This window comes from Sulfitobacter undariae (genome assembly GCF_014196805.1).
GTDB lineage: Bacteria > Pseudomonadota > Alphaproteobacteria > Rhodobacterales > Rhodobacteraceae > Sulfitobacter > Sulfitobacter undariae.
In genome coordinates this window covers 18,766-43,819 of the sequence record NZ_JACIEI010000010.1, presented here as the reverse complement: position 1 = coordinate 43,819, position 25,054 = coordinate 18,766, and the positions used below count along the sequence as shown (strand labels likewise).

The 25,054-nt window shown below is 56.5% G+C and carries 26 protein-coding genes; 15 read left to right on the top strand and 11 right to left on the bottom strand.

What is annotated here, in order from left to right:
• Positions 1–289: 289 nt before the first annotated feature.
• From GGR95_RS13140 to lpdA, 13 genes are all read left to right on the top strand, one after another.
• Positions 290–1,147 carry an HpcH/HpaI aldolase/citrate lyase family protein gene (locus tag GGR95_RS13140; RefSeq protein ID WP_184566580.1) on the top strand — a complete coding sequence of 286 codons (858 nt, stop codon included), beginning with the start codon at positions 290–292 and terminating at the stop codon, positions 1,145–1,147.
• Between the two features lie 3 nt (positions 1,148–1,150).
• Positions 1,151–1,705 carry an NnrU family protein gene (locus tag GGR95_RS13135; protein WP_184566579.1) on the top strand — a complete coding sequence of 185 codons (555 nt, stop codon included), beginning with the start codon at positions 1,151–1,153 and terminating at the stop codon, positions 1,703–1,705.
• 15 nt (positions 1,706–1,720) lie between these two features.
• On the top strand, positions 1,721–1,924 hold the full coding sequence (locus GGR95_RS13130; RefSeq protein ID WP_184566578.1) for a DUF1737 domain-containing protein: 204 nt from the start codon (positions 1,721–1,723) through the stop codon (positions 1,922–1,924).
• A 2-nt stretch (positions 1,925–1,926) separates the two neighbouring features.
• Positions 1,927–2,961 carry a MaoC family dehydratase gene (locus GGR95_RS13125; RefSeq protein ID WP_184566577.1) on the top strand — a complete coding sequence of 345 codons (1,035 nt, stop codon included), beginning with the start codon at positions 1,927–1,929 and terminating at the stop codon, positions 2,959–2,961.
• A gap of 328 nt (positions 2,962–3,289) precedes the next feature.
• Positions 3,290–4,483, top strand: coding sequence for an ADP-forming succinate--CoA ligase subunit beta (sucC, locus tag GGR95_RS13120; protein ID WP_184566576.1), 1,194 nt, complete (start codon positions 3,290–3,292; stop codon positions 4,481–4,483).
• Positions 4,484–4,628: 145 nt separating this feature from the next.
• Positions 4,629–5,516: a succinate--CoA ligase subunit alpha gene (gene sucD / locus GGR95_RS13115; protein ID WP_184566575.1), complete on the top strand. Its 888-nt coding sequence runs from the start codon at positions 4,629–4,631 to the stop codon at positions 5,514–5,516.
• A 93-nt stretch (positions 5,517–5,609) separates the two neighbouring features.
• Positions 5,610–8,567 (top strand): 2-oxoglutarate dehydrogenase E1 component, encoded by a 2,958-nt coding sequence (locus tag GGR95_RS13110; RefSeq protein ID WP_184566574.1) that lies wholly within the window; start codon positions 5,610–5,612, stop codon positions 8,565–8,567.
• A gap of 3 nt (positions 8,568–8,570) precedes the next feature.
• Complete coding sequence (gene odhB / locus GGR95_RS13105; protein ID WP_184566573.1) at positions 8,571–10,070, top strand: 2-oxoglutarate dehydrogenase complex dihydrolipoyllysine-residue succinyltransferase; 1,500 nt, start codon at positions 8,571–8,573, stop codon at positions 10,068–10,070.
• A 19-nt stretch (positions 10,071–10,089) separates the two neighbouring features.
• Positions 10,090–10,635: a L,D-transpeptidase family protein gene (locus tag GGR95_RS13100; RefSeq protein ID WP_184566572.1), complete on the top strand. Its 546-nt coding sequence runs from the start codon at positions 10,090–10,092 to the stop codon at positions 10,633–10,635.
• A 24-nt stretch (positions 10,636–10,659) separates the two neighbouring features.
• Entirely contained in the window at positions 10,660–11,097 is a 438-nt protein-coding gene (locus GGR95_RS13095) for a PaaI family thioesterase (protein WP_184566570.1), read from the top strand.
• An 80-nt stretch (positions 11,098–11,177) separates the two neighbouring features.
• Positions 11,178–11,441 (top strand): hypothetical protein, encoded by a 264-nt coding sequence (locus tag GGR95_RS13090; RefSeq protein ID WP_184566566.1) that lies wholly within the window; start codon positions 11,178–11,180, stop codon positions 11,439–11,441.
• Entirely contained in the window at positions 11,441–11,836 is a 396-nt protein-coding gene (locus GGR95_RS13085; RefSeq protein ID WP_184566564.1) for an MAPEG family protein, read from the top strand. Before GGR95_RS13090 ends, GGR95_RS13085 begins: the two co-directional genes overlap by 1 nt.
• Positions 11,837–11,908: 72 nt before the next feature.
• Complete coding sequence (gene lpdA / locus GGR95_RS13080; protein WP_184566562.1) at positions 11,909–13,297, top strand: dihydrolipoyl dehydrogenase; 1,389 nt, start codon at positions 11,909–11,911, stop codon at positions 13,295–13,297.
• A 16-nt stretch (positions 13,298–13,313) separates the two neighbouring features.
• Here lpdA and GGR95_RS13075 read toward each other — a convergent pair whose 3' ends face one another.
• Genes GGR95_RS13075 through GGR95_RS13060 form a run of 4 tightly spaced genes read right to left on the bottom strand, consistent with a single transcriptional unit; the run spans position 13,314 to position 16,225 of the window.
• Positions 13,314–13,919, bottom strand: a complete 606-nt coding sequence (locus tag GGR95_RS13075; protein WP_184566561.1) for a pyridoxamine 5'-phosphate oxidase family protein — start codon at positions 13,917–13,919, stop codon at positions 13,314–13,316.
• Positions 13,912–14,646, bottom strand: a complete 735-nt coding sequence (locus GGR95_RS13070; protein ID WP_184566560.1) for a lysophospholipid acyltransferase family protein — start codon at positions 14,644–14,646, stop codon at positions 13,912–13,914. The genes GGR95_RS13075 and GGR95_RS13070 overlap by 8 nt, the downstream gene beginning before the upstream one ends.
• Complete coding sequence (locus GGR95_RS13065) at positions 14,643–15,551, bottom strand: cell division protein FtsX (protein ID WP_425506403.1); 909 nt, start codon at positions 15,549–15,551, stop codon at positions 14,643–14,645. Before GGR95_RS13065 ends, GGR95_RS13070 begins: the two co-directional genes overlap by 4 nt.
• Positions 15,548–16,225 (bottom strand): ATP-binding cassette domain-containing protein, encoded by a 678-nt coding sequence (locus GGR95_RS13060; protein ID WP_184566559.1) that lies wholly within the window; start codon positions 16,223–16,225, stop codon positions 15,548–15,550. Before GGR95_RS13060 ends, GGR95_RS13065 begins: the two co-directional genes overlap by 4 nt.
• Positions 16,226–16,390: 165 nt before the next feature.
• Here GGR95_RS13060 and GGR95_RS13055 point away from each other — a divergent pair, with 165 nt between their 5' ends.
• On the top strand, positions 16,391–17,212 hold the full coding sequence (locus GGR95_RS13055; RefSeq protein WP_184566558.1) for a zinc-ribbon domain-containing protein: 822 nt from the start codon (positions 16,391–16,393) through the stop codon (positions 17,210–17,212).
• A gap of 26 nt (positions 17,213–17,238) precedes the next feature.
• Here GGR95_RS13055 and GGR95_RS13050 read toward each other — a convergent pair whose 3' ends face one another.
• The 6 genes from GGR95_RS13050 to argH are packed head-to-tail and all read right to left on the bottom strand — an operon-like array spanning position 17,239 to position 23,219.
• A complete protein-coding gene (locus tag GGR95_RS13050; protein WP_184566557.1) occupies positions 17,239–19,827 on the bottom strand; it encodes a TIGR02302 family protein in 2,589 nt (862 codons plus the stop codon).
• Positions 19,828–19,852: 25 nt separating this feature from the next.
• Positions 19,853–21,136, bottom strand: a complete 1,284-nt coding sequence (lysA, locus tag GGR95_RS13045; RefSeq protein ID WP_184566556.1) for a diaminopimelate decarboxylase — start codon at positions 21,134–21,136, stop codon at positions 19,853–19,855.
• 31 nt (positions 21,137–21,167) lie between these two features.
• On the bottom strand, positions 21,168–21,485 hold the full coding sequence (locus GGR95_RS13040; protein ID WP_184566555.1) for a DUF2834 domain-containing protein: 318 nt from the start codon (positions 21,483–21,485) through the stop codon (positions 21,168–21,170).
• The gene (locus GGR95_RS13035) at positions 21,485–21,646 is read right to left on the bottom strand and encodes an argininosuccinate lyase (protein WP_184566553.1); all 162 of its coding nucleotides are present in this window, start codon (positions 21,644–21,646) and stop codon (positions 21,485–21,487) included. The genes GGR95_RS13040 and GGR95_RS13035 overlap by 1 nt, the downstream gene beginning before the upstream one ends.
• On the bottom strand, positions 21,643–21,813 hold the full coding sequence (locus GGR95_RS13030) for a hypothetical protein (RefSeq protein WP_184566551.1): 171 nt from the start codon (positions 21,811–21,813) through the stop codon (positions 21,643–21,645). Before GGR95_RS13030 ends, GGR95_RS13035 begins: the two co-directional genes overlap by 4 nt.
• Positions 21,810–23,219 (bottom strand): argininosuccinate lyase, encoded by a 1,410-nt coding sequence (gene argH, locus GGR95_RS13025; RefSeq protein ID WP_184566549.1) that lies wholly within the window; start codon positions 23,217–23,219, stop codon positions 21,810–21,812. Before argH ends, GGR95_RS13030 begins: the two co-directional genes overlap by 4 nt.
• A gap of 24 nt (positions 23,220–23,243) precedes the next feature.
• Here argH and GGR95_RS13020 point away from each other — a divergent pair, with 24 nt between their 5' ends.
• Positions 23,244–23,816 (top strand): TlpA family protein disulfide reductase, encoded by a 573-nt coding sequence (locus GGR95_RS13020; protein ID WP_184566547.1) that lies wholly within the window; start codon positions 23,244–23,246, stop codon positions 23,814–23,816.
• 45 nt (positions 23,817–23,861) lie between these two features.
• Here GGR95_RS13020 and GGR95_RS13015 read toward each other — a convergent pair whose 3' ends face one another.
• Entirely contained in the window at positions 23,862–24,932 is a 1,071-nt protein-coding gene (locus tag GGR95_RS13015) for a Hint domain-containing protein (protein ID WP_184566545.1), read from the bottom strand.
• Positions 24,933–25,054 lie beyond the last annotated feature (122 nt).

Here is a 25,054-nt window from a genome sequence, read left to right as displayed (position 1 = left end):
TTGCTTTGTCGCCGCTATGAATAGCGCGGCGGCTAGCGTGAGGATAGCAAAGCGTATAAATTTCTCTGTCCGCGTCACGATATAATCCTCCAATGATCTGCCAGATTTGCTTTGGCCCAATGCCTGCAACCTCGTACAAAAGACCTGAAAACCCGTTAACGCGGCACCACACTCTTAGAGACAATTTGATTTTTGCTGCGCCGCGGCGCGTTTGACCTTGAACTTTACCTGTGAAAATGCCCCTTTGTGCGCAACATTATTTCGCAGCCAATCAAATCAGGAGCCCCCTATGCCCTCCATCGCCCGACCGCTACGCTCAGTCCTCTATATCCCCGGCTCCAAACCGCGTGCCTTGGACAAAGCCCGCGGCCTGCCTGCCGATGCCATCATCTTTGATCTCGAAGATGCGGTGATTCCCGAAGAAAAAGTAGCCGCGCGCGCAACCTTGGCCGAAGCACTGGAAACAGGCGGTTACGGCGCACGGATGAAAATCATTCGGATCAACGGGCTGGACACAGAATGGGGCGCTGACGATGCAAAAGCCGCCGCTGCCATGGGTGCCGATGCAATTCTACTGCCCAAGGTAAACACACCTGCGGATCTGGATGCATTGGCCGCGATCACAGGGGATGTGCCGCTTTGGGCCATGATGGAAACGCCGCTGGGTATGTTGAACGCCGCCGCCATCGCCGCGCATCCTAAACTGCAAGGCATGGTTATGGGCACCAATGATCTGGCCAAAGATTTGCAAACCCGCTTCCGCGCCGACCGCCTGCCGATGATGGCGGGCTTGGGGCTGTGCGTGCTGGCAGGCAAGGCCTACGGCATCGCCCTGATCGACGGGGTTTATAACGCCTATAAAGATGACGAAGGCTTGAAGCTAGAATGCGACCAAGGCCGTGACATGGGCTTTGACGGCAAAACCCTGATCCACCCTGCACAGCTTGAAGGGGCCAATACCGCCTTCACCCCGTCCGAGGCCGAGGTCGAATTGGCCCAGCGTCAGATCGCCGCGTTTGAGGAGTGTGAAGCCACAGGCCAAGGCGTTGCGGTGGTCGATGGCAAGATCGTGGAAAATCTACATGTTGCCACGGCACGTGAAACACTGGCAAAGCTGGAGGCTATCGCAGCACTCGCCACGGAGTAACCCATGACCCTATTGATTATCGGCCTGATCCTTTGGACCGCCGCCCATTATTTCAAACGCCTGATGCCCGCCCAACGCGCGGCATTGGGTGACAAAGGCAAGGGCCTCATCGCTCTTGCCATTGTCGCGTCACTGATCCTGATAATCATCGGGTACCGCACAGCGGACTTTATCAACGTCTGGTACCCGCCTGCCTTCTTAAAGGGCATCAACAATCTTGCGATGCTCTTTGCGCTTTGGGTTTACGGCTCCAGCGCAGCCAAGGGCGCAAAAGCATGGCCCGCCTATAAATTACGTCACCCACAACTCACCGCAGTCAAAATCTGGGCCGCCGCGCACCTATTGGTCAACGGTGATCTCGCCTCGATCATTCTGTTCGGTGGCATTCTGGCTTGGGCCGTTGGTTCGGTCATCCTGATCAATAAATCCGAACCAGCATGGACACCCCCTGCCCCCGCTGGCCGCCCCACCTATATCCGCCTCATTGTTATCTCGCTTGTGATGTTTGCCGCAATCGCCGGCATCCACATCGCGCTTGGCGTCAATCCCTTCTCCTGAACCAAAGGACCAGCCATGAAACTTTACCGTTTCCTATCCGAGGAAGACACCTCAGCCTTCTGTCACAAAGTCACCGACGCCCTGAACAAAGGGTGGGAGCTTTACGGTACGCCCACCCAAACATGGGACCATGCAGCTGGCGTCATGCGCTGCGGTCAATCCGTGGTGAAAGAAGTCGAAGGCACCTACACACCAGACACAAAATTGGGGGCACATTAAACATGGCGACCAAAACCAATTCGGGCAATTTCTTTGAGGATTACAGTGTTGGCCAAATCCTGACCCACGCCGTACCGCGTACCGTGAAAATGGGCGAGCGCGCCCTCTATCATGCGCTCTACCCTGCGCGCCACGCGCTCTACTCCTCCGATCAATTCGCCCAAGATTGCGGCCTGCCCTTCAGCCCGCTGGACGATATGATCGCCTTTCATGTGGTGTTCGGGAAATCCGTGCCGGATGTGTCGCTGAACGCAGTCGCCAATCTGGGCTATGCCCAAGGCCGCTGGTTGCTGCCCGTCTGGCCCGGTGACACGCTGCGCAGCCAATCCGAAGTGATCGGCCTCAAGCAGAATTCAAACGGGAAAACCGGTGTCGTTTATGTGCGCACAACGGGCCTGAACCAGCACGACGAAGCCGTCATGGAATATGTCCGCTGGGTCATGGTGCGCAAACGTGATGTCAATGCAGCCGCACCAGAAACAGTTGTGCCTGATCTGCCCAATGCGATTGCAGCCGCCGATCTGGTCATTCCCGAGGGTCTGGATTTCTCCAACTACAACTTTGATCTGGCGGGCGAACCACACCGCTGGGGCGATTATGAAGTGGGCGAAAAGATTGATCACGTCGACGGCGTGACGATTGAAGAAGCCGAACACATGATGGCCACCCGCCTGTGGCAAAACACCGCAAAAGTGCATTTCGATACCTCGGCCCGCCCCGACGGCACCCGCCTGATCTATGGCGGTCATGTGATCTCGATGGCACGCGCCCTGTCGTTCAACGGCTTGGCGAATGCGCAAATGATGGTCGGCCTCAACGGTGGCGCGCATGCGAATCCCTGTCTGTCAGGCGACACCGTGCGCGCATGGTCCGAAGTGCTCGACAAAGCCGAAACATCCGCCCCCGGCGTCGGCGCGATCCGCCTGCGTTTGGTTGCGACCAAAGGCGGCGCCCCCTTCGATCTGCGCGGCGAAGACGGCAAGTATCTGCCCTCGGTCCTGCTTGATCTCGACTACTGGGCGCTGATGCCGCTCTAAACCGAATCCTCCCCGCCTTTGGTACATTCGGATCCAAAAGGCGGGGAACTTTCCCTTCCCTGCGCGGCTCAACGCTCAGGTCGAAACCTAACGAACCAATAGTTTTAGACATAATCTAAGCAATAAATTGCTGATTTATGCCCCATTCCCCGCAACGCACCGCCGATTCGTAGAATATCACCAGATTTGTGATCACAGGGTTTTGCCGTGTGATCACAAATGTCATTTTCTACTAGCCAAATCCAACGCATTGCGAAAAGGTATTCAGGAAAAATTAGATTTCGCGCGTATATTACGCATCAACTAAACCAAACGGGACCGTCTCAATATGAACATCCATGAATACCAGGCCAAAGCCCTTCTGCGCAGCTATGGCGCACCAGTATCCGACGGGCGCATCGTGCTGAAAGCCGAAGACGCCAAAAACGCAGCAGCCGAACTTGATGGCCCGCTGTGGGTTGTCAAAGCACAAATCCACGCAGGTGGCCGTGGCAAAGGTAAATTCAAAGAAGCCGACGCAGGCGAGGCTGGCGGCGTTCGCCTGACCAAATCCGTTGAAGAAGCAGCAGAAGAAGCCAAAAAGATGCTGGGCCGCACATTGGTCACACATCAGACTGGCCCCGCTGGCAAGCAAGTGAACCGCGTCTACATCGAAGACGGTTCCGGCATCGAAACCGAATTGTACCTTGCCCTGCTGGTTGACCGCGAAACATCGCGCGTTGGCTTTGTCTGCTCCACCGAAGGCGGCATGGACATCGAAGAAGTCGCCGAAAGCACACCAGAAAAAATCATCAACTTCTCCGTTGATCCTGCAACTGGCTTCCAAGCATTCCACGGCCGCCGCGTCGCATTCGCGCTGGGTCTGGAAGGCAAAGCAGTTAAACAGTGCGTTAACCTGATGGGTCTGCTCTACAAAGCATTCATCGAGCGCGACATGGAAATGCTGGAAATCAACCCACTGATCGTTACCGACAGCGGTGATTTGAAAGTTCTCGACGCCAAAGTTTCCTTCGACGGCAACGCCATGTACCGCCAAGCCGAAGTCGCCGAGCTGCGCGACGAGACAGAAGAAGACGCGAAAGAGCTTGAAGCATCCAAATACGACCTCAACTACATCGCGCTGGACGGTGAAATCGGTTGCATGGTGAACGGTGCGGGCCTTGCGATGGCCACAATGGACATCATCAAACTCTACGGTGCAGAACCTGCAAACTTCCTCGACGTTGGTGGCGGTGCGACCAAAGAGAAAGTAACAGAAGCATTCAAAATCATCACGTCTGACCCACAGGTCAAAGGCATCTTGGTCAACATCTTTGGTGGCATCATGCGCTGTGACGTCATCGCCGAGGGCGTTGTTGCCGCGGTGAAAGAAGTCGGTCTGAAAGTGCCACTGGTTGTGCGTCTTGAAGGTACAAATGTTGACGAAGGCAAAGCCATCATCAACAACTCCGGCCTTGATGTTATCGCCGCTGATGACCTGAAAGACGGCGCACAGAAGATCGTGAAAGCCGTAAAAGGTTAAGTCGCCCCAATAAAAGATATCCGCGTTGCGGTACAAAACCCTACCGCAACGCCTATTTTAAATACGCCACGACGCCCGACCACCGCAGCGATATGCAAAGTGAGTTGAGCAGACATCGGCAAAGACAATAGAAAGGGCGACTGAAATGGCAGTCCTCGTAAACGAAAACACAAAAGTTATCTGTCAGGGCCTCACCGGCTCGCAGGGTACATTCCACACCGAGCAAGCAATTGCTTACGGCACGAAAATGGTTGGCGGCGTCACACCCGGCAAAGGCGGCCAGTCACATTTGAACCTGCCAGTTTTCAACTCGGTACACGAAGCACGTCACGTGACCGAAGCAAATGCTTCCGTCATCTACGTACCGCCCCCCTTCGCGGCAGACTCGATCCTTGAGGCGATTGACGCCGAAATGGAACTGATCATCTGTATCACCGAAGGCATTCCGGTACTGGACATGATGCGCGTCAAGCGCGCGTTGGACGGCTCCAAATCCCGTCTGATCGGGCCAAACTGCCCCGGTGTTATCACACCAGACGCTTGCAAAATCGGCATCATGCCCGGCCACATCCACAAACGTGGGTCCTGTGGTGTTGTGTCCCGTTCCGGCACGCTGACATACGAAGCGGTAAAGCAGACAACGGATCTGGGCCTTGGCCAATCTTCCGCTGTGGGCATCGGCGGCGACCCGATCAAGGGTTCCGAGCACATCGACATCCTCGAAATGTTCCTTGCCGATCCAGAAACACAGTCGATCATCATGATCGGTGAAATCGGTGGTACAGCCGAAGAAGAAGCGGCGCAGTTCCTTGCGGATGAAAAGAAAAAAGGCCGTTGGAAACCAACCGCTGGTTTCATCGCAGGCCGCACAGCCCCTCCAGGCCGCCGCATGGGCCACGCAGGCGCGATTGTTGCGGGCGGCAAAGGCGACGCAGAAAGCAAGATCGAAGCCATGAAGGCAGCGGGTATTGTTGTTGCAGACAGCCCAGCGACACTTGGTGAAGCTGTGCAAGAAGCCATCAACAAAGGCTAAATCTCTAATGGGCTAAAATAGCCCATTTTCTAAACGGCGGCGGTTCATCCGCCGCCGTTCCACAAGTCAAGTGTTCTCCAGTGAGGCCTCGCCATGACCGACCAGCCAGCAAACGACCAACTCCACGCATCCTCTTTCATGCAAGGCCACAATGCCGAGTATCTGGAGCAAATGTACGCCCGTTATGCCAACGACCCGAATGCGGTTGATGCCTCGTGGCAAGAATTTTTCAAGGCTCTTGGCGATGATGAAAATTCCGTCAAAGCAGAAGCATCTGGTCCTTCATGGGCGCGGGCCGATTGGCCCCCCATGCCAACGGACGACCTGACTGTTGCGCTGACAGGCGAATGGCCCGTTGAAGCCAAAGCCGCAGGCGGCAAGATCGCCGAAAAAGCCGCGGCTAAAGGCATCGAGATTACCGACACACAAATCCAACGTGCCGTGCTGGACAGCATCCGTGCGCTGATGATCATCCGCGCCTACCGCATTCGCGGCCACCTTGCTGCTGATCTTGATCCGCTGGGCATGCGCGAAAACACCAAGCAGAGCGAGCTGGACCCGAAATCATACGGTTTCACAGACGCTGACATGGACCGTCCGATTTTCATCGACAATGTGCTGGGTCTGCAAATCGCAACCATGCGCCAGATCACCGATATTCTGAAAACCACCTATTGCGGCACTTTTGCGCTGCAATACATGCACATCTCCAACCCCGAAGAGGCCGCGTGGCTCAAAGAGCGGATTGAGGGCTATGGCAAGGAAATCCAGTTCACCAAACAGGGCCGCAAAGCCATCCTGAACAAGCTGGTAGAGGCCGAAGGTTTTGAAAAATTCCTGCACGTCAAATACATGGGCACCAAACGTTTCGGTCTAGATGGCGGTGAATCCCTGATCCCCGCGATGGAACAGATCATCAAACGCGGTGGCAACCTTGGCGTCAAAGACATCGTTATCGGCATGCCGCACCGTGGCCGCTTGTCGGTTCTGGCCAACGTCATGCAGAAACCCTATCGCGCCATCTTTAACGAATTTCAGGGCGGCAGCTTTAAGCCCGAAGATGTCGATGGTTCCGGCGATGTGAAATACCACCTCGGCGCGTCCAGTGACCGTGAATTTGACGGCAACACCGTCCACCTCTCACTGACAGCAAACCCCTCACACCTCGAGGCGGTGAACCCTGTTGTCATCGGTAAAGTCCGCGCCAAACAGGACCAATTGGGTGACAAAGACCGCACCGCAGTTATGCCCATCTTGCTGCACGGCGATGCAGCATTCGCGGGCCAAGGTGTTGTGGCAGAATGTTTTGCCCTATCTGGCCTGCGCGGTCACAAGACAGGCGGCACTATGCATATCGTGGTGAACAACCAAATCGGTTTCACCACCGCACCGCATTTCTCACGCTCCTCCCCTTACCCCACCGATAACGCGCTGGTGGTTGAGGCCCCGATTTTCCACGTCAACGGCGACGATCCAGAAGCCGTTGTGCACGCCGCCCGTGTGGCAACTGAATTCCGTCAAAAGTTCCACAAAGACGTGGTTATTGATCTGATCTGCTACCGCCGCTTTGGCCACAATGAAGGGGATGAACCCATGTTCACAAACCCCGTCATGTATAAAAAGATCAAAAAGCAAAAAACCACGCTGACGCTTTATACGGATCGTCTGGTCAAAGACGGCCTGATCCCCGAAGGCGAAATCGAGGATATGAAGGCACAGTTTCAGGCCAAGCTGAATGACGAGTTTGAAGCTGGCAAAGAATACCGCCCCAACAAAGCCGACTGGCTGGATGGCAAATGGTCCAGCATGGGCCGCCCCACCGAGAAGAAATACCAGCGCGGCAAAACCGCCATCGCCCCAGAAACGCTGCAAGAAGTAGGCACCGCGCTCTCCTCTGCGCCGGATGGCTATCCGCTGCACAAAACCGTCACCCGCCTCTTGGAAGCCAAAGCCAAGATGATGGAAACGGGCGAAGGCATCGACTGGGCCACCGCCGAGGCACTCGCCTTTGGTTCACTGTTGACCGAAGGTTACAAAGTACGCCTGTCCGGTCAGGACAGTGCGCGCGGCACCTTCAGCCAACGCCATTCCGCCCTGATCAACCAAGACACCGAAGAGCGGTACTACCCGCTTAACAACATCCGCAAGGGTCAGGCAGAATATGAAGTCATCGACTCCATGTTGTCCGAATATGCCGTGCTGGGTTTTGAATACGGGTATTCACTGGCTGAACCCAACGCCCTGACCCTGTGGGAAGCCCAGTTTGGCGACTTCGCCAACGGCGCACAGATCATGTTTGACCAATTCATCAGTTCCGGTGAAAGCAAATGGTTGCGCATGTCCGGCCTCGTCTGCCTGATGCCCCACGGCTATGAAGGCCAAGGGCCAGAGCACTCCTCTGCACGTCTGGAACGTTTCCTGACAATGTGTGGCGGCGATAACTGGATCGTGGCGAACTGCACCACACCCGCCAACTATTTCCACATCCTGCGCCGCCAGTTGCACCGCAACTACCGCAAACCGCTGATGTTGATGACCCCCAAATCCTTGCTGCGCCACAAACTGGCCGTCAGCAAGGCCGAGGAATTCCAGACAGGCTCCAGCTTCCACCGCGTGTTGTGGGATGATGCGGAACTTGGTAATTCAGACACCAAACTGGTGGCGGACGACAAAATCAAACGCGTCGTCATGTGTTCGGGCAAAGTCTACTATGACCTGCTGGAAGAACGCGACGCACGCGGCATCAAAGATGTCTACATCCTGCGGTTTGAGCAGTTTTACCCCTTCCCCGCCCAATCGGCGGTCAAGGAATTGGAACGCTTCACAAACGCCGAAATGGTCTGGTGTCAGGAAGAACCCAAAAACCAAGGTGCTTGGACCTTCATTGAGCCGAACATCGAATGGGTTTTGGGCCGCATCAAAGCCAAACACAAACGCCCCGATTACGCCGGACGCGCCACCGCAGCATCGCCTGCAACTGGCCTCGCGTCCCAACACAAAGCACAACAAGCAGCGCTGATTAACGATGCGCTAACAGTCAAAGGATCCTGAGCCATGAGCAATGAAGTCCGCGTCCCAACTCTGGGCGAATCCGTTACAGAAGCCACCGTCGCCACATGGTTCAAAAAGCCGGGCGATACCGTCGCCGTTGACGAAATGCTGTGTGAGCTGGAAACCGACAAAGTCACCGTCGAAGTGCCCAGCCCCGTTGCTGGCACGCTCAGCGAGATCGTTGCAGCCGAAGGCGAAACCGTAGGCGTTGACGCCCTACTCGCCATGGTATCCGAGGGCGGCGAAGCAGCAGCCCCCAAATCACAAGACGCCGCCGAAGCGCCCAAGGCCAAACCAGAGGCCGCAGGCGAAGCCGTTGACGTTATGGTCCCTACTTTGGGTGAATCCGTGACCGAAGCCACCGTCAGCACTTGGTTCAAAAAGGTCGGCGATACCGTCGCCCAAGATGAAATGCTCTGTGAACTTGAAACTGACAAAGTGTCCGTCGAAGTGCCAAGCCCCGCCGCAGGCGTTTTGACAGAAATCACCGCCGCTGAAGGCTCCACCGTGGACGCCTCTGCCAAACTGGCCGTTATTTCTTCGGGCGAAGGCGCCGCAGCATCCGCCCCCGCTGCCGCACCTGCCCCCGCAGCAGCAGCCTCTACTGGTGGCAAAGACGTAGAAGACGCCCCTTCCGCCAAAAAAGCGATGGCCGAAGCAGGGTTGAACCGTGATCAGGTTACTGGCACGGGCCGCGATGGCCGCGTCATGAAAGACGACGTTGCAAAGGCACTGTCTGGCGCATCAGCCGCCCCAGCACCTGCCGCCAGCGCCCCGCGCGCACCGGTCAGTGCAGATGACGCCAGCCGCGAAGAGCGTGTAAAGATGACACGCCTGCGTCAGACCATCGCCCGTCGTCTGAAAGAAAGCCAGAACACGGCTGCCATGCTGACCACCTATAACGAGGTCGACATGACCGAGGTGATGGCACTGCGCAATGAATACAAAGACCTGTTCTTGAAAAAACACGGCGTTAAACTGGGCTTTATGTCCTTCTTTACCAAGGCCTGTGTGCATGCCTTGCGCGAAGTGCCAGAGGTCAACGCCGAAATCGACGGCACAGATGTTGTGTACAAAAACTTCGTCCACATGGGCATCGCCGCAGGCACGCCAACGGGCCTTGTTGTTCCCGTAATCCGTGACGCCGACGCGATGAGCTTTGCCGACATCGAAAAAGCCATCGGTGAAAAAGGCGCGCGTGCGCGTGACGGCAAACTGTCCATGGCAGAAATGCAGGGCGGCACATTCACCATCTCCAACGGCGGTGTTTACGGCTCGCTCATGTCTTCGCCGATCCTGAACCCACCGCAGTCCGGCATCCTCGGCATGCACAAAATCCAAGACCGCCCCATGGCCATCAACGGCCAGGTTGTGATCCGCCCGATGATGTACCTCGCCCTGTCTTATGATCACCGCATCGTAGACGGCAAAGGCGCTGTGACCTTCCTTGTACGTGTAAAAGAAGCACTGGAAGACCCACGTCGCCTGTTGATGGACCTGTAAAAGAAACGCGCCGACAATGATGAAAAAGACAGCCATCGCCATACTGTTTGTTATTGTCATTGTCGGCGCAATTACGGCCTATACCTACGGAATGCGCTATATCGGGTCGGGCCAACCGCCTGTGATGGCCGCCCCCGAAACCCAAGCAACCCGCGTCTTCATTGATAAATCCGACCGCAACTTGACCCTGTTGCGCGACGATCAAGTGATCATGTCGGTTCCCGTATCCCTAGGCGCGGTCCCGCAGGGCCACAAAGTCCAAGAAGGCGACGAACGCACGCCCGTTGGCACCTATCAGATCGACTGGCGCAACCAGAATTCCGTCGCGCATCTCAGCTTGCATATTTCTTATCCAAACGCCGCAGACACAGCCAATGCAGCAAAACTGGGCGTCTCGGCAGGCGGCAATATCATGATCCACGGCATCGCAAACGGCTGGGGTTTCTTGGGGAAACTACACCGTAAATGGGATTGGACAAATGGCTGCATCGCCGTGACAAATGAAGAGATGCAAAAAATCTGGTCCCTCGTTCCTGACGGCACCCCAATCGAAATTGTCGAATGACCCCTTTCCAAAGGAACTCCGCGCATGTCCTCGCTCCCTTCTGATCCCAAACTTGTCAAACGCCTCACGGCCTTGATGGGTATGATGCCTTTTGGCGCCGCCCTTGGCGTTGAGGTCATCGCCGCGGCGGATGGGACAGTTACACTAGAGGCCCCCCTCACCCCGCCATTCGAAGCGCCCCCCGGCTGCTTCGCAGCCAGTTCGGTTGGCGCTTTGGGTGATATGGCGGCGATGCTCTCTGTCACCACCAAACTGCCCTTGACCGATGCTATGTCTACAATGGATTTCACGATCAAAATGCTGGGCAACTCCCAAGGTGCCAGATTACGGGCTGTCGGACAGGCCAAACAGGTTGGTAAAAACACTTGCGTCGGGGCCGCTGATATATTCGTTCAGCAAAATGGAGAGTGGATCGCGTGTGGGACGCTCATCGCGACAGGGCGTAGGACCACCCTTGGTTAGAAACCACACAGGATTCACCTTGGAAACCCGCCTACCCTGCCCCATATGTTAAAGGGCAACAGCCCCGAAGGAGAGACGCCATGCAACTGATCTGCCACTTCGAAGTTACTGATTTCACCGCTTGGCAAACTGCCTTTGCTGCCGATGAAGAAGCGCGCCGCGACGCGGGACTGAGCGTTTTGCAAATCTGGCGCGATGCCGACAACCCCAAACGCGCCTTCACCCTACTAACGGTCAATGACCGTGACCGCGCCGATCAATGGATCACCCGCTCAAACGCGCTCAGCTCGGATGACGCCTCTACCGTCACCCAAGCGAGCCATTATTTCATCGAGACAGTATAATGACTCCCGAACTCACCGTCCTCACGCTTGCCGCCTTGTTGCAGGTGCTACAATTCGTTCTTGTTGCCGTGCCTGCCAACATACAAGTTGGCTCTGGCTATATGATGTCACCGCGTGATCGCCCGCCCAGCCGCCAGATGTCAGACGGCACAGCCCGTCTGGGCCGTGCATTTGAAAACCACTTCCAAGGCTTGATCCTATTTGGCATTGCCGTCGCCGTAACGCAGATGTCTGGGCAAAACAGCGCCTTCACCGCCACTTGTGCGTGGGTTTATCTGGCCGCACGGGTTCTGTTTGTTCCAGCCTATTTCTTCGGCTGGACACCGGGCCGGACGCTCATCTGGGTCACTGGTTTCCTCGCCACAACCCTCATCCTCATCGCCGCTCTCATTTGAGCCTCATCGGTGTACAGGGGGTGTACATGTGCTGTACCCTCCGCACCAAGCTAATTTACTAAGGAGAACCCCATGTCGGATTACGACGTCATCATCATCGGCTCAGGCCCCGGCGGCTATGTGTCCGCAATCCGTTGCGCGCAACTCGGCCTGAAAACCGCTTGCGTAGAGGGCCGTGAGACCCTCGGCGGCACCTGCCTGAACGTAGGCTGTATCCCCTCCAAAGCCCTGCTGCACGCCTCCCACATGCTGCACGAAGCCGAGCATAACTTTGCCGAAATGGGCCTCAAGGGCAAAAGCCCTTCCGTGGATTGGCCCCAAATGCTCAAGTACAAACAATCCACCATTGATACCAACACCAAAGGTATCGAATTCTTGTTCAAAAAGAACAAGGTAGACTGGATCAAAGGCTGGGCGACCATCCCCGAAGCGGGCAAAGTCAAAGTCGGCGACGACGTGCACACCGCCAAAAACATCATCATCGCTACTGGCTCCGAGCCGTCTTCACTCCCTGGAGTGGAAGTCGATGAAACCACCGTTGTAACCTCTACTGGCGCGCTTGAATTGGGCAAAGTTCCCAAGAAAATGGTTGTGATCGGCGCGGGCGTCATCGGGCTTGAGTTGGGTTCTGTCTATGCCCGTCTGGGTGCCGAAGTGACCGTCGTTGAATTCCTTGATCACATCACCCCCGGCATGGATTCCGAAATCAGCCGCCAACTTCAAAAGACATTGAAGAAACAAGGCATTACCTTTGTCATGGGTGCTGCTGTTCAGAAAACCGAAACCGCCCGTGGCAAAGCCAAAGTGCATTACAAACTGCGCAAGGATGACAGCGAACATGTGCTCGATGCGGACACTGTTTTGGTCTCCACCGGCCGCCGTCCCTATGTCGACGGGTTGGGCCTTGAAGCGCTGAACATCTCCATGACCCAGCGTGGCCAGATCGCCGTCAACGATCATTGGGAAACATCCGTCAAAGGCATCTACGCAATCGGTGACGTCATTGAGGGCCCGATGCTGGCACATAAAGCCGAAGACGAAGGCATGGCCGCCGCCGAGCAGATTGCTGGCAAACATGGTCACGTTAACTACTCTGTAATCCCTGGTGTGATATACACCCACCCAGAGGTCGCAAATGTTGGCGAAACCGAAGAGACGTTAAAGGCTGCTGGCCGCGCTTATAAAGTTGGCAAATTCAGCTTTATGGGTAACGCCCGCGCCAAGGCCAACTTCTCGGGTGATGGTTTTGTCAAACTGATCGCAGATAAAGAAACGGATCGCATCTTGGGCTGCCATATCATCGGCCCATCCGCAGGTGAATTGATCCACGAAGTCTGCGTTGCGATGGAATTTGGTGCATCTGCACAAGATTTGGCAATGACATGCCACGCGCACCCGACCTATTCCGAAGCTGTGCGCGAAGCGGCGCTTGCTTGCGGTGATGGTGCGATCCACGCGTAAACTTACGGCGTGCGGCCTACCACATGGTTTTGGCCGCACGCGGCGCCCAAGCGGCGTCATATTCAGGACCGCCTTCAACACCCTGCGACACCTCAGCAAGGATGTCACCCGCACTTGGCAAGCCTTGGCTTTCATCCCCTGATGTCCATGTTTTCGCACGCATCAACGCCCGTGCGCATTGGCTATAAACCTCAAGAACATCAATCACGATCACGGTCGCAGGTTTGATCCCGCGCTTTTCAAAACGCGATGCCAGTTCTGCATCATCAGTGACAAAAGCAGTCCCATTCACCCGTATGACATTGTTCGATCCGGGAACAAGGAACATGCACGACACCCGCCCGTCCTCAACGATATTGCGCAAGGTATCCAAGCGTTGATTGCCCCGCCAATCGGGCATCGCCAGCCTGTGTGGGCTCAGCGGCAAGACAACAGGGCCGTCATCACCACGCGGGCTACCATCGGTGCCGTTCGGCCCAACCGTACTTAAAATGCATAGCCGCGATGCCATGATCCACTTCAAATACAGCGGCGTCAGATGGTCCGCGACCTTTTGCAAAGATGCCGCGCCCGGTGTGCCGTACAGCGCTTCAAGCGCCTGAATGTTTTCGATCTTATTCATAGAGATGCGCCACACCCGTTTCTTGCAGCAACCGTTCCGATGCGCTTTCAATCCGCTCTTCCAATGTCGCAAGGAAGGCTGCGCGGTCTTCTCCGGGCTCAATCGGGTCCAAGAACTCCACCACAACAACACCGGGCCTGCGGTACAATCCACGCCGTGGCCAAAACACGCCTGCGTTAGTTGCCACAGGCACACAGGGCTGGCTCAACTGCTCATACAGAACCGCCGTACCCACTTTGTAAGGCATCTTGGTTCCCGGAGCCGAGCGCGTGCCCTGCGGATAAATCACGATCTGTCCCGGCGTACGCAACCCCGCGTTGACCTCTTGGGTCATTTTCGTGATGGCCGCACCGCGTTTGCCGCGATCCACAAAAACCATCTCCATTCTGCGTGCATATTGCCCTAGAACAGGTGCCCAACGCAGTTGGTTTTTCATGATAAACTTGGCATGTGGCAGCGCATGGTAGATCATCAAGATGTCTAGGAACGACTGGTGTTTGGACGCGACCAACGCCTCTCCTGTAGGCGGTGTACCGCGAACTTCACACCGCATGTTCACCATCCAACCCGCTGTCCAGATCACCCAACCTGCATAGGCATGACAGGCCGCATAGGCTCCGCGTTTGGAAAACATCGCCCATGGCGCATAAGCCAAGCCGATGATCGGCATCATCACGGTGGCCTGCGCCGAAAACAGAACCGATCGAACCCATTGCAGTATATTCATGACAGTCCTTCCAAAGTCCGCCGCGCAGCCAGTCGCGTGGCAACAAAAGCAACACCCGCTGCGAGCGGCGGGATCATCAAAGGCACCAGCCAATGCACCCCCTGAAATCCGAGTCCCGTTAAAAAGCTGGCCGCCTCATCCCCCCCGCTCGGCAGGAACAAAACCGCAATCATACCCAACACCATTCCCACCGCCGCACCAATCAAGGCGCGCAGCGTAAAGCGACGAATAAAGGCACGTGCGATATAGTCATCTGTGGCCCCGACCAGCCGCAATACAGCAATCACTTGTGCGTTGGCGGCAAGCGCTGCATTTGCAGCCAGTGTCACCATCGCAGCCGTCACAGCACCGATCAAAATAATGGACGCCCACCCCAGCATTCTCAACCGCGACGCGGCTTTGACCAAAGGCGCGCGCCAGCGGCTGTGATCGTCCAGAACCGCGCTGGGGACTTCTGCTGCCAGCCTCAGGCGCAACCCAACGGCGTCCATGCCTTCGGATGTTTCGATGACTTCGATCAACCGTGGCACAGGCAACTCATCCAGTTGCAATTCTGCCCCGAACCACGGGGCAAGCAAGGCTGCCTGCTCTTCATCGCTCAGCGCACGTGCCGTATCCACTCCGCGCGTGGTCTCCAGAATTCGCAATGCCGCATCTGTTTGAGCCTGCCGCTGTTCTAGCGGTGCGGCGATACGGATTGTAGCAGTCCGCGCCAGCTCGGCCCCCCATTGCTGCGCCAAACGCCCCGACGCCAGTGACAAGGCCAACGCGAAAACAGCAAGAAACGCCATGGCTCCTGCCGCAAACAACGTCAACTGCGCGGTAAAGCCCGACGGCGGCACAACACGGTCTGCCTGTGTCTCGGCACGCAACAACACCGAAGTCAGTCCCGACAGCACCCTCACAGATCCGCCCCTGCCAATTGGATGCGGCGGTTAGCAATGCGCAACACACGCGCTTGGACTTGGGATTTTGTGGCGCGGATCAGACTGAGATCATGGGTGGCGATCAGAACGGTTTTGCCCATCCTATTTAACTCGATCAACAAGTGCAGCAGCCGTTGAGACATTTCCCAATCCACGTTCCCGGTCGGCTCATCCGCCAGTACAATGTCAGGAGACATAATCACCGCACGCGCCAACGCCGCACGCTGGCGTTCACCGCCTGACAACTCCGGCGGCAGTGCTTTTGCACGCTCATTCAGCCCGACCCAATTTAACAAGTCGCCTAAATCTTCGCCCTGCGCTTCGGCGCCGCGACCCGAGACATTCAAAGGCAGGGCAATGTTCTCGTTTACCGACAGGTGGTTTAAAAATTGGCAATCCTGATGCACCACCCCAACCCGACGGCGCAGCATAGCCACATCATCGCGAGAGAGCGAGCGGACATCAGTATCGAAGATGCGGACATAGCCAGCAGTGGGCAGCAATGCCCCGTAGCACAGCTTCATCAAGGTGGTTTTCCCCGACCCGGATGGCCCCGTCAGGAAGTGAAACGATCCGGGCGCAAGCTTGAGCGAGATGTCCGATAACAACTCTGCCCCGCCATAGCTGTAGGCCACATTTTCCAGCTCGATCACGACACGCCCCTTTTTGTTAGCCTGTTGTGCCTTAGCATCGCTTGAGATTCAATCCATTCGCATAGGCCAAACAGGCCAGATTGCACTTTTCGTACGGTTACTTACGTAATAGGGTAGGCTCTACGGGTGGTAAACTGTTTACAAAGTAAAGTTTCGGGGCGTTAAATGAGACTTATTTGTCCAAATTGCGATGCACAGTACGAAGTGCCAGATGATGTGATGCCTGCCGCAGGGCGTGATGTGCAGTGTTCCAACTGTGGTAAAACATGGTTCCAGCATCATGCGGATCATATCCCAGCGGATGCTGACGATGAGGACGCATTCGCCCCAGACGAAGAAACGGCCCCTCCACCACACCCCACACCGCGGCGCAAATCCCTTACGCCAGATGTGACAGATATCTTGCGCGAAGAAGCCGAGGCCGAACAGGCTGCGCGGCGCAACATGCAGTCTGGCGGGCTAGAAAGCCAACCTGACTTGGGCATGGATATGGAAGAAGCGGTATCGCAAGAAACCGCAGACGTCCGCAACCGTGAAGCCCATGAGCGCATGGAGCGCTTACGCGGCAGGGATGTTCCAGAAGTTCAGGCATCAGGTGGTCGCGCGCCCGAAGCTGCGGCAACTGCATTGGGGTCCCTTGGATCGCGGCGCGACTTGCTGCCTGACATCGAAGAAATCAATTCAACTCTGAGGTCCAGCGCCACGCGCACAGGTGCGGCCAGCCCTGACAGCGGTCCTGAAATCGAAGCGCCTACACACCAACGCAAGCGGCGCGGCTTTCGCACCGGCTTTTTGACGATGCTCTTGGTGTTCATCGCATTGATGGCGCTCTATATCGCAGCACCGCGTCTGGCCGTTGCAGTTCCCGCACTTGAGGCCCCGCTGAGCGGGTATGTCAGTGCGGTGGATATGGGCCGCGTCTGGCTTGATGGTAAGGTGCAGTCATTGCTGAAGTCGCTTGATGATATGGCCGCAAATAGCGCCTGATACATCCCCTACCCTACATCATCCCTTCAGAATCGATCTAACAACCGGTTGAGGTAATCACGCTCAACCTCTGGGCGTGTGGCCTCACCCGAGCGGCGGCGGATTTCGTCCAGCAACTCACGTGCGCGACCATATGAGTCACGGTTCAGGTCGGCTTCGTTATCGCTGCCTGACGCACCCTCGCTACCCTGACTACGCCCCAATGGATCACGGTTGCCAGCGCGGCGCTCGCCTTGCTGCTCGCCCTGCCCCGGTTGCTGCTCACGTTCTTCGGCAGACAGCGCATCACTCAGGGACCGCATGCCCTCACGCAGTGCTTCCATCGCTTGCGACTGGTTGTCGATCGCTCCAGCCAGATCACCGTCACGCAAATTTTGCTCGGCATCGTCCATCGCACGGCCTGCACGCCCCAAGGCCTCACCTGCCGCATTTCCTTCAGCTGTGCCTTGCCCCGGCAGACGGCCTTCCTGACGGTTTAACTCATCCCGTAGCTGCTGCTGACGCTCAGCCAGACTTTGCTCCGCGCTTTGGCCGTTACCTTGCTCCCCCTCGGGCTGGCTTTCGCCCTCCCCTTGTTGGCCTTCTTGGTTTTCACCACGCCCTTGGCCCCCATTGCGGCCCTCGTTATTTGGGCTCTCGCCCGTTTGGGCATTTGGATTAAATTGCTCCTGCAGATCACGGAACGCTTGGTCGCTCAGCCCTTGCTGCTCGCGCAGTGTATCTGCCAGACCTTCCATCGCCTGCTCGCCCGGGGATTGGCCACCTTGACCGGATTCGCCCTCAGTCACCTGCATGTTTTCCATCATGTCTTGCAATTCACGCAGGGCCTGCTCGGCCTCGGCCATACGGCCTTCTTGCATCAACTCCTGAATGCGGTCCATCATGCGTTGCAGATCGTCCTGAGTCATCTGCATGGACTCGCCTTGCTCTTGCTGGCTCTGGTCCTTGCCTTCGCCGTTCTCTGCCTGCTCACGTTGAAGCTGCTGCATGAATTCATCCGTGGCACGGCGCAGTTCTTGCATCAGTTCCGCGATTTCCTCATCCGAGGCCCCATTTTTGATTGCTTCGTTCAGGCGCTCTTGCGCACGGCGCATCCGCTCGCGAGCGTCTTCCAGATCGCCTTCCTCCAGCTCCAGCGCCAGATCCCACATATCCTGCGCAAGCTGATCCTGCGCTGCATCATCCAGCCCGAAACGCGCCAACGTCTCAATCTGCTCAATCAATTCGCGCACCCGCAACGCTGTTGTCTCGTCGCGAAAGGCATCCTCCGGCAGATAGCTAACAGCGCGCAAAATCTGCGCCGTGCGCTTGGCGTTGCTACGGTTCCACAAAATGTCACGGCGCAATTCGATCACCGCTGCCGCCGTCGGATCAAAGAACCGCCGCCCTGGCAAGGTCATCTGCATTGGCGCTGTCTGCGCTTGCTGCTCTGCCGCGTCCAATGCTGTCATTGCGACGGTAACAGGCAGATTCGCCCATGGATGCTGTGAAAAATCATCCACTAGCTTTTCTTCAAAATTGATGCGGCTTCCAGATATTGGCATGGGTAGTGGAACAGTGATTTCTGCACGCGCTTCTGGCTCCGCACTCAGACCATAGCGGCGGTCCACAGAGGCCAGATCAAGCATGATCCGCGCTTCGCCTGCCTCAACCCCGTAATCATCCGTAGCCACAAAAGGCAGTTGCATTTCACCCATCGCAGAGACGTTTGGCGCACCAAGGATTTCGATTTCTGGTGCCTCATCGGCTCGCACCATCACATTCCATGTCCGCCCTGCTGGCCCCTCAACCGCAATGGAACCCCCACGGTTCACTTTGAAATCAAAGGCCATCTGCGGCGGGGTATCATCATTTTTTGCACGCAGAGCACCCGACACCTCTTCGGAAACCTCCAACGCGCCCACTTCTCCGTAAAGACGCAGGGTGATCAGTGTCCCAATCGGCAGCTCAAGCGATCCTTCGGCCAGGTCATTCAAATAAAGCGTTGGCTTGCCCGTATAGCGCGGCGGTTCTGCCCAGCCTTCCCACACAGGCCCTGACGCCAAATCAACCGTGCCCCCACGTGCCATGTCGGCGACCGTGCCCAGCCGCCATACCGACCCGAACAAAACCGCTATGCCAAATGCCAAGACAGCAACATAGCGCAACGCATAAGGATCACGGGCAGCCACCCGCAGGTCACCTGCCACCGCCCGCGCGGTTGCAGCACGCTCGGCCATGCGCCGTTTATGCGCCCGCCACACAGCCGCCGATGCTTCATCGCCGCCGCCAATGGCCTGATCATCCAACAAGGCCGTCAAAGGCCGCCCTTTCAGGCTCCCATCCAGACGCGCCATAGCATCATCACGCGTGGGCCACGACCAGCGGCGCAGCGCATAGATCAGCGCCCAAAGCCCTACACCAACGATCCCGCCGACAACGGTCCACAGCAGCGTGATCGGGAGCACCTCGTGCAGCCCCATCATCGCGGCGGCAGTGGCGAACAAGACCACAGTCAAGAAAGGCCAAAAGCTGCGGACAACAGTTTCGGCAACCATTCCCATACGCGTCAGCCGCAGCGGCCAGCGCAGACCCTGCAGCGTCCGCTTCAGATCATCGGCAGTGAATTGAACCATAGTGACCTCTCAGGGCGTTCGGCGCTTAGGACGCGGGAAGCGGCTCAAGCCATTCAGGTATGGTATCGCGATTTATCATTTCGTCAAAGGTGGGCCGTGGGCGGATAACCGCAAATTGATCACCATGGACCAAGACTTCGGGGATTAGCGCCCGCGAGTTATATTCGCTGGCCATCACCGCACCATAAGCGCCCGCACTACGAAACGCCACCAAGTCCCCCGCAGCCATTGGCACCATCTGGCGTTGCTTGGCAAACGTATCACCGGATTCGCAAACAGGGCCGACGATATCATAGGGCTGCTTTTCAACGCCAACAGCGGCCTCAACAACAGGCACAATATCGTGGTGCGCGTCATACATTGCAGGGCGGATCAAATCATTCATGGCCCCGTCAAGGATCAGAAAATCGCGACCCTCGCCAGATTTCACATAGATCACCTTGCTCACCATCAGGCCTGCATTACCTGCAATCAAACGGCCCGGTTCAATCTCGATCTCGCAATCCAGATGCCCCAAGGTACGCTGCACCATTGCGCCATAATCACGCGGTAAAGGCGGTGCTTGGTTGCTTGTCTCATACGGGATGCCCAGACCGCCGCCCAGATCAAGCCGTTTGATCACATGACCGTCATTGCGCAATTGTTCCGTCAGTTCAGCAACTTTTTGATAGGCTTGCTCAAACGGGGCCAGATCGGTCAACTGTGATCCGATGTGAACATCGATCCCGATCACCTCAAGGCCCTTCATCGCGGCGGCCATCGCATAGACCTCACGCGCGCGGGCGATCGGAATGCCAAATTTATTCTCTGATTTTCCAGTCGCAATTTTTGCATGGGTCTTGGCGTCTACATCGGGGTTCACCCGCACGGTAATCGGTGCCACCTTACCCAGCTCCAGCGCCACCGCGTTCAGCACTTCCATCTCTGGTTCGCTTTCCACGTTGAACTGCCGAATGCCACCTTCTAGCGCCACACGAATTTCCCGCGCCGTTTTACCAACACCGGAAAACACGATCTTATCCCCCGACACACCCGCCGCGCGCGCGCGCAGGTATTCGCCTTCACTCACCACATCCATGCCAGCGCCCGCCTGCGCAAGTGTCCGCAAAACAGCCTGATTGGAGTTGGCTTTCATGGCATAACAAACCAGATGGTCCATCCCTTCCAGCGCCTCGTCAAAGGCCTGAAAGTGACGGAGCAATGTTGCCGTGGAATAGACGTAAAAAGGTGTCCCGACTGCTGCTGCGATTTCCGCCACAGGAACGTCTTCGGCAAAAAGCGCGCCGTTTTTATACAGGAAGTGATCCATTTGTTATTTTGCCTCTAGACTCAATTCCGCCCTATCGAACAGGTGCGGTGCGTAAAAATAGATAAAGTGGCAAGCCGCAGCTTACCCCGATACAAAACGTTGCGGGGATGGCGATCAGCGCCGTCCAGTTGCGGCGTGTTGCAACCTCGACGATGATCCACACAGTCAGCGCAATGGCCGTGATCGTCAGATCCCACACCAATCCGGTGCTTGCAGCATTTGCATGCCACGCGTCAACCATCGCCCTGATATTCCAGCTGTTTTCCTGAAACCACTGAAAGAAATAATACATCGGCACCACTGCTCCAAGAACAGCCAGCACCAGATAGATCATGCGGGAGACCGACATCACCAACGGCCTGTAACGCCGAACTCAGCAGAGCCAGACACCGTAACGCCAGGCGTTGTGACTGTCGTGTGTTGGCGCGGCGATGTTTCACGCGGGGCGTTTGGGTCTGGCCTGCCACAGGCCGCCACAAACAACAGCAGCACAATCGCTACCCCTCTCATAGCCCCGTGCCTACCTGCAAAGGTTCTTGCCCAGCGCCCAGTTCTGCTTCCAGAGCGCCCGCAGACGGTGTCAACGACACGCTAACGCCGCCAGCGGGTTGAACGGGTTCACCGTCCACACCACAAGCCGCCAGCGCCAGAACGGCAAGAGCTACCAGATATTTCATTCCAACACTTCTTTCCAACGGGCGATCTGTGCACGCACTTGCGCAGGCGCGGTGCCGCCATAGGACATGCGCGAATTGACCGAGTTATCAACACCGAGAACATCAAACACGCCTTCGGTAATGCCAGCATGGGCCGCCTGCATCTGGTCCAGCGTCAAATCAGGCAGGTCACACCCCTGCGCTTCGGCAACACCAACCAGCGATCCGGTGATGTGATGTGCGTCACGGAACGGCAGACCCAACACACGCACCAGCCAATCGGCCAGATCGGTCGCGGTTGAGAACCCGCTGCCCGCTGCGGCGGCCAGATTTTCTCGGTTGCCCGTCATGTCGCGCACCATCCCCTCCATTGCGGCCAGTGCCAGCATGAGGTTATCGGCAGCGTCAAACACTTGTTCTTTATCTTCCTGCATGTCCTTTGAATAGGCCAAGGGCAGCCCCTTCATCACCATCATCAGCGCGACATTCGCACCAAAAATCCGGCCAATCTTGGCGCGGATCAGCTCGGCTGCGTCAGGGTTTTTCTTTTGCGGCATGATGCTGGAACCCGTCGAGAAACGATCCGACAAAGCCACAAAGCGGAATTGCGCTGAAGACCAGATCACCAATTCTTCTGCAAAGCGGCTAAGGTGCATGGCGCAAATGCTGGCCGCCCCAAGAAATTCCAGCGCAAAGTCACGGTCACTTACAGCATCAAGGCTGTTGGCAGAGGGACGGTCAAAGCCCAGCGCCTTGGCAGTTGCATCGCGGTCAATCGGGAAAGATGTCCCCGCCAGTGCAGCCGCGCCCAACGGACATTCATTCATCCGTGCACGGGCATCGCGCATGCGGCTCAGGTCACGGCCAAACATCTCGACATATGCCATCATATGGTGGCCCCACGTTACGGGCTGGGCGGTTTGCAAATGCGTAAATCCGGGCATCACCCAATCCGCGCCTGCTTCAGCTTGAGCGAGAAGCGCACGAATGAGAGCGAGGAGCGATTCTTCGGCGGCATCAAATTGGTCACGGACCCACAGCTTGAAATCAGTCGCAACTTGGTCGTTGCGCGACCGCCCTGTGTGCAACCGGCCTGCTGGCTCACCAATGACTTCTTTCAGGCGCGCCTCCACATTCATGTGAATGTCTTCCAAAGCAGCAGAATATTCGAACGTTCCGCCCTCGATTTCTGACAAGACCGTGAGCAGGCCTTCCCGAATGGCTTCGGCATCGTTAGTCTTGATGATACCCGTTGCGGCCAACATGGCTGCGTGGGCCCGAGACCCGGCAATATCCTGGGCTGCCATCCGCTTGTCGAAACTGATCGAAGCGTTAATTGCTTCCATGATCGCATCAGGACCTGCGGAAAAACGGCCGCCCCACATTTTGTTCGATGTCTTGGTCGTGTTCGATGTATCGTTTGCCATATGCCTATTCCCTCGGAGGGACCCATGAAGAAACTACTATTCGCTTTCGTTTATACAGCCCTCGCGGCAGGTGCAAACCCCGTGCTGGCCGATGATGCGGATATCATCATGCCGCTGCTTGCAGGTGATATGAAAAAACTGGCTGTTCATGATGCGCCTCAGGCGACGTCAAACGCGGCATTCAATCTGGCGGATGGCGCAGGCACCGCAACACTAGAAGATTATCGCGGCAAATATGTGCTGGTGAATTTTTGGGCAACATGGTGCGCGCCGTGTCGCAAGGAAATGCCGCATCTGTCCGAATTGCAAAAAGAATTCGGCGGCGATGACTTCGAAGTCCTGACCATCGCCACAGGGCGCAATAGCCCCGAAGGGATTGTAAAGTTCTTCAGCGACATAGGCATCACCAACTTACCCCGCCACCAAGACCCCAAACAGGCGCTCGCCAGCCAGATGGCAATCTTTGGCCTGCCGATCACCGTTCTAATTGATCCCGAAGGTCGTGAAATTGCGCGTTTGCGCGGGGATGCCGACTGGGCCAGTGACAGCGCCAAAGCCGTCATCAAGTCCCTCATTGAAAGCAGAAAAGACAGCTAAACCTGTCCTGACAGGCCGGCCCATATCAAAGGCCGGCCTTTATTCCTAGGCGGCGTGCATCAATATCGCCGCATCTGAAGGCGACAATGTCCTGCGCGCAAAACCGCCGTAGCTGTGCGGATCACATTCCAGATCGGGGTACTCGGCCAACAGGCGCTGCAAGTCACCAGCATCCAATGTCGCAAGCGCGGCAGACGCAGGATGGAAGCTCTCGGTTTCCAACCCGTTTGCCCAAACGATTTGGTGCTCCTCCAACAGAACATGAATATAGGTGACTTCCCGCAGTCGCGTGTCGACCGTAATAGAATTGCCGTTGACCAGATCCTTAGCCGATACCAGCACTTCCGACGTATTGAACAGGCTCCGCGCAGCGTCCCCCGTGACCAACATCCGGTGTTCAGGCGAGACAAGCAAATCAGCATCGGGGCGTTTAAAACCCATCGCCCCACCTGAAATTCTGATCGGCCTCAGTTTTGGCATCGCAAACAGGCGTGCGCCCGACATTCTGCGCTTACCCACCCAACGCAGAGGCTGAAGGCCGTTGTCTTTCGTTTGCACAAGATCACCTTCGCGCAGATCTTCGATCATCGAAGAACCTGACTCCGTCAGGATGCGTGTTCCCGGCGTAAAACAAATGACCCCTGATTGTTGCGGGGCAATATCCGTTCTGCCCATTGTCCCCAACGAGTGATGCACAACCCACAGGTCACTATTTCGCGGCGGCAGATCGTTGAGAAACATCAATAATGGCTGTTTCCCTGTACCTACCTCAATCAGTGTGACGCTATAGCTTTTACCGCCATCAGTAACGACAAAGCTATTATGTACCAACGGCGAGCCGCCCTCATCAGCAGCCAATGTCTGCGAATCGGGTTCGCGATCCAATGCCGCTCCGACCAAACGGTGCACCATACGTGCGGCCCGTTTGCGCAAATTCTCTGCTCCGTCTGCCTCACCCAGTTGCAAAACATCTGATGGTCCATCCACACGCACTGCGTCTCCACGCCATGCCCAAGCTGCACCTACGCTTAATGCCTGCAGCGGTGCAGCATCAAGACCATCAATTTCTGTTTGCGCCCAGGAAATGACAAACGTGCCTCTAAAGCCCGTTCTCATTCACTAATCCGCCTACCTCGTTACATATTTTTTTTATCGTGCACAACCAACGTGGCCATGCCGCTTATATAGTTAACGATACTAACACAGGGCCCGATTGAAAAGACATTTGGATGGCATTT

Coding starts and splice junctions, on each gene's coding strand:
- GGR95_RS13140 (WP_184566580.1), top strand. CDS start 290: ATGCCCTCCATCGCCCGACCGCTACGCTCAGTCCTCTATATCCCCGGC.
- GGR95_RS13135 (WP_184566579.1), top strand. CDS start 1,151: ATGACCCTATTGATTATCGGCCTGATCCTTTGGACCGCCGCCCATTAT.
- GGR95_RS13130 (WP_184566578.1), top strand. CDS start 1,721: ATGAAACTTTACCGTTTCCTATCCGAGGAAGACACCTCAGCCTTCTGT.
- GGR95_RS13125 (WP_184566577.1), top strand. CDS start 1,927: ATGGCGACCAAAACCAATTCGGGCAATTTCTTTGAGGATTACAGTGTT.
- sucC (WP_184566576.1), top strand. CDS start 3,290: ATGAACATCCATGAATACCAGGCCAAAGCCCTTCTGCGCAGCTATGGC.
- sucD (WP_184566575.1), top strand. CDS start 4,629: ATGGCAGTCCTCGTAAACGAAAACACAAAAGTTATCTGTCAGGGCCTC.
- GGR95_RS13110 (WP_184566574.1), top strand. CDS start 5,610: ATGACCGACCAGCCAGCAAACGACCAACTCCACGCATCCTCTTTCATG.
- odhB (WP_184566573.1), top strand. CDS start 8,571: ATGAGCAATGAAGTCCGCGTCCCAACTCTGGGCGAATCCGTTACAGAA.
- GGR95_RS13100 (WP_184566572.1), top strand. CDS start 10,090: ATGAAAAAGACAGCCATCGCCATACTGTTTGTTATTGTCATTGTCGGC.
- GGR95_RS13095 (WP_184566570.1), top strand. CDS start 10,660: ATGTCCTCGCTCCCTTCTGATCCCAAACTTGTCAAACGCCTCACGGCC.
- GGR95_RS13090 (WP_184566566.1), top strand. CDS start 11,178: ATGCAACTGATCTGCCACTTCGAAGTTACTGATTTCACCGCTTGGCAA.
- GGR95_RS13085 (WP_184566564.1), top strand. CDS start 11,441: ATGACTCCCGAACTCACCGTCCTCACGCTTGCCGCCTTGTTGCAGGTG.
- lpdA (WP_184566562.1), top strand. CDS start 11,909: ATGTCGGATTACGACGTCATCATCATCGGCTCAGGCCCCGGCGGCTAT.
- GGR95_RS13075 (WP_184566561.1), bottom strand. CDS start 13,919: ATGAATAAGATCGAAAACATTCAGGCGCTTGAAGCGCTGTACGGCACA.
- GGR95_RS13070 (WP_184566560.1), bottom strand. CDS start 14,646: ATGAATATACTGCAATGGGTTCGATCGGTTCTGTTTTCGGCGCAGGCC.
- GGR95_RS13055 (WP_184566558.1), top strand. CDS start 16,391: ATGAGACTTATTTGTCCAAATTGCGATGCACAGTACGAAGTGCCAGAT.
- GGR95_RS13050 (WP_184566557.1), bottom strand. CDS start 19,827: ATGGTTCAATTCACTGCCGATGATCTGAAGCGGACGCTGCAGGGTCTG.
- lysA (WP_184566556.1), bottom strand. CDS start 21,136: ATGGATCACTTCCTGTATAAAAACGGCGCGCTTTTTGCCGAAGACGTT.
- GGR95_RS13040 (WP_184566555.1), bottom strand. CDS start 21,485: ATGTCGGTCTCCCGCATGATCTATCTGGTGCTGGCTGTTCTTGGAGCA.
- GGR95_RS13035 (WP_184566553.1), bottom strand. CDS start 21,646: ATGAGAGGGGTAGCGATTGTGCTGCTGTTGTTTGTGGCGGCCTGTGGC.
- GGR95_RS13030 (WP_184566551.1), bottom strand. CDS start 21,813: ATGAAATATCTGGTAGCTCTTGCCGTTCTGGCGCTGGCGGCTTGTGGT.
- argH (WP_184566549.1), bottom strand. CDS start 23,219: ATGGCAAACGATACATCGAACACGACCAAGACATCGAACAAAATGTGG.
- GGR95_RS13020 (WP_184566547.1), top strand. CDS start 23,244: ATGAAGAAACTACTATTCGCTTTCGTTTATACAGCCCTCGCGGCAGGT.
- GGR95_RS13015 (WP_184566545.1), bottom strand. CDS start 24,932: ATGAGAACGGGCTTTAGAGGCACGTTTGTCATTTCCTGGGCGCAAACA.